Here is a 3,057-nt window from a genome sequence, read left to right on the forward strand (position 1 = left end):
CCCCACCAGGACGACGAGACGTTGTGGATGGGGCAGGTGATCGCACGCCATGCCCTCGCCGGGCGTGAGGTGCACGTTGTCCTGGTGTCCAACGGGGCGTCGTCGGGGGCGCGGGCGATGGTCAACGGCGATGCGGACAGCAACTGGTGGGGCGGCTACCACTACCCGCCGCGCGAGGGGTACGCCCCGCTGAGCCTCGGGGACTTCGCCGCGGCCCGCACCCGCGAGCTCGTCGCGGCGTGCGCGCAGCTCGGCGTGCCCGCCGAGCGCGTCCACCTGGGCCGGGCCGACACCCCGGCCCCGACGACGGCGGACCTGCCGGGCACCATCACCGCCGGCTGGGCGACCCAGGTGCTGCAGTCGTGGGCGGCGCACTTCGCCCCGGAATGGTCCAGCGTCGGGCACTACACCACGTGGTGGGGCGACGATCACCAGGACCACGCGGCGCTCGGAGCCGCGCTGCGGACCCTGAACACGCAGACCCCGGCCGCTTTCGGAGATGCGCGGTGGCTGGTCAAGCCCGAGCAGAGAACGGCCGCCGGAGCCGGCGTGTACGGGCTGCCGCCCGCCTCGGCCGCCGCGATCGTGCAGATGGCCCGGCGTGCCGGGTGGTGCTACCGGGCGTGGCAGCCCCGCGCCGGGTGCTACGCGATCGGGTACCACTCGGTGTCGTTCGCCGGGCCGGAGAGCGGCACCCCGAACTACATCGTGGGCGCGTGAGGCCCGGCGGTGAGGCCCGCCCGGTCCGCGGGAACCGGCCGGGCCTCACCGCGGGGGCTCAGCTCTTCTACGTCAGGGGGCACAGGGCCGCTCTACGGTGACGCCCATGGCAGAGATCCCGCCGTTCGAGCCGAATCCGGCCGCCTACAGGTACGCCGAGATGGCCGACCATCTGCAGCTGAAGATCGAGGCCGGGCGGCTCGATGATCCTCCGCCGGACGCACTGCGACCCGGTTCGAGCTGCTCGGCGAGCGGGACCTGGCCGAGGAGTACGGCGCGTCAATCGAGACGGCGCGGCGTGCTGTCCGGGTACTGCGCGAGCGGGAGCTGGTCGTGACGCTGCCCGCCAAGGGAACCTACGTCGTCGAGCCGGGCCGACCCTCGGCAAACGGAAACGAATCTAGGAGCGGCCGCGATGGCGCGCCCACATGCGGGTGGCCGTGGCCATCGCGCCCAGCCACGTGGAGTCGGGTCGGCGTTCGGCGCGCGTCGCGTACATGGACGCGTTGGCGTCGGCGAACGCGTCGATCGCTTTGGGGTCGGCGTCCCGCCATCCAGGACAGGTGGACGCCCAGGTCTCCGCGTCCTCGGGGGCGTGTCCGGCCGCGACGAGCTGGAGCACCAGGAGCGCCGGATCGATGAACGCCGCGCCGCGCGTGGGCCATGCCCAGTCGACCGCCCACACCCGATCACCGATGAGGATGTTCGAGGGGTGGAAATCGGTGTAGAGCAGGGCGTCGCCGCGGAACAGGTCGGGCCGATCTGTGTACCAGTCCCAGCGGGTCTCGTGCCAGTCCCTGGCGGCGTCGGGCAGCGGCAGGTCGCCGATGCGAGTGAGGACGTCGACGACGTCCGGCAGGTCCGGGGCGGCGGGCGCGAAGTCAGCATGGCGCCCCTCTACGGCCTCGAACCCGAGCGCGAGCCATTCGGGCCCCTCGGCCTGCCACTGCAGGGCCGGTGAGATGGGCTGCACGTGCGGGTTGATGGCGCCTTCCCGGACCAGGGAGTCGCGCCGTCCGCCAGGGCGGTTGCGGACCGCCTTGACGAACCACCTCCCCCGCTCGCCGGTGACCAGGGCCGTCAGGTCCGAGCTGAACCCGCGCTCGGTGCGCTGGACGGTGAGCACGTCACCAGCGTAAGGGCGGAGTGTCGCGGCGAGTTCTGGTCCGGGAAGGCTCATCATCGGTAGGGCTCTACTCCTTCGGGGTGCAGTCGCTGCCCGGGGTGCCGGGACTGCACTCGTGGTCAGGTGCGCAGCCGCCCTTACAGGTCGCGGCGCTGATGGACGCGGTGGCCTCGGCCATGGCCGCGCCGCCGACGATATCGGCCAGCGCGGTCTCGTGGACGTTGCCCACGCTCATCCACGCGGACATGGCGCACGGGGACACCTGACCGTCCGGGCCGATGGAGGCGCGGCCGTCCCCGCAACGTCCGCACAGCTCGGACGTCTCGGGCGACCGCCCGTCGGCGGCGCGGCCGATCTGGCGGACCCGGTCGACTTGGATCCGGGTGACGCCGATGCCCTCCAGATCCCGCCGCGCCTCCTCGGTGCGCTGGGCGTCGCCGGTGTCGATGATGCCCGCGCGAAGCGGGACACCGAGCTGGACGGCGCGGACGATGTTGGCCCGGGTGAGTCGGTGGCTCGGCCGCCCGGTGACCGCCTTGTGTTCGGCGGGGTCGGCGGAGTAGTACGACGTCGCCACCGACACCCTGTCGCGCTGGAACAACTCCCACCAGCGGGGCGGGACGTGGACGAGGTTGGAGAACACCTCGACGTCCAGGCCGAGCGCGAGGGCGCACTCGGACAGGTGGGCGGCGTCGGGGTGCATGGTCGGCTCGCCGCCGATGAGCTGCACGCGACGGATGTCGCAGGCGGCGGCCTGGTCCAGGACGCGGACCCAGTCGTCCCGGGTCATGGTCCCGTGGTCGCCGGCCGAGCCGGAGTCGTTGAAGCAGTGTGCGCACCCGAGCTGGCACTTGCGTGTCAGGTCGAGCCAGAGCATGCCAGGCGCCGTCCGCCTGGTCTGCTCAGACTCCATGGTGCTTGTCATGGGACCTCCAGCGGCGCGCCTCATGGTTGGTACCGCGGCCCCGGACGCGCGCCGGCTGATCCGGGGCCACGGGGTCTAGGGGCGAGCACCGTCCCGTGATCGGCGGCGAACGCGGCTCCGGCAGCCGCCGATCATTCGCTTGAGCCAGGAACCGATCAGGGCCGGGCGCCAGGGCAGTTGCGCCACATGGGCATGGTCCACGCCGGCATGAACCAGCTGGAGTAGTAGAGGAGCTGCAGCAGCCTCTCGTCCGGCCCGTCGGCCCGGCCGTCCTCGTGGGTCACGC

The 3,057-nt window shown here is 72.5% G+C and carries 4 protein-coding genes; 2 read left to right on the forward strand and 2 right to left on the reverse strand.

The window, feature by feature from the left end; translation table 11 throughout:
• Both E1264_RS41650 and E1264_RS45780 read left to right on the forward strand, forming a co-directional pair.
• Window positions 1–720: PIG-L family deacetylase (locus tag E1264_RS41650; RefSeq protein ID WP_132182949.1), on the forward strand; the 720-nt coding region annotated here is incomplete at its 5' end.
• 106 nt (window positions 721–826) lie between these two features.
• The gene (locus E1264_RS45780) at window positions 827–1,057 is read left to right on the forward strand and encodes a hypothetical protein (RefSeq protein ID WP_243711497.1); all 231 of its coding nucleotides are present in this window, start codon (window positions 827–829) and stop codon (window positions 1,055–1,057) included.
• A gap of 63 nt (window positions 1,058–1,120) precedes the next feature.
• On the opposite strand, the gene E1264_RS46300 is transcribed toward E1264_RS45780, so the two are convergent.
• Complete coding sequence (locus tag E1264_RS46300) at window positions 1,121–1,846, reverse strand: protein kinase (RefSeq protein ID WP_347813459.1); 726 nt, start codon at window positions 1,844–1,846, stop codon at window positions 1,121–1,123.
• Window positions 1,847–1,913: 67 nt separating this feature from the next.
• The gene (locus E1264_RS41665) at window positions 1,914–2,771 is read right to left on the reverse strand and encodes a radical SAM/SPASM domain-containing protein (protein WP_132182953.1); all 858 of its coding nucleotides are present in this window, start codon (window positions 2,769–2,771) and stop codon (window positions 1,914–1,916) included.
• Window positions 2,772–3,057: the final 286 nt, after the last annotated feature.

Origin of the sequence: Actinomadura sp. KC216 (genome assembly GCF_004348535.1) — a bacterium.
Classification (GTDB): domain Bacteria; phylum Actinomycetota; class Actinomycetes; order Streptosporangiales; family Streptosporangiaceae; genus Spirillospora.

Coding starts and splice junctions, on each gene's coding strand:
- E1264_RS45780 (WP_243711497.1), top strand. CDS start 827: ATGGCAGAGATCCCGCCGTTCGAGCCGAATCCGGCCGCCTACAGGTAC.
- E1264_RS41665 (WP_132182953.1), bottom strand. CDS start 2,771: ATGACAAGCACCATGGAGTCTGAGCAGACCAGGCGGACGGCGCCTGGC.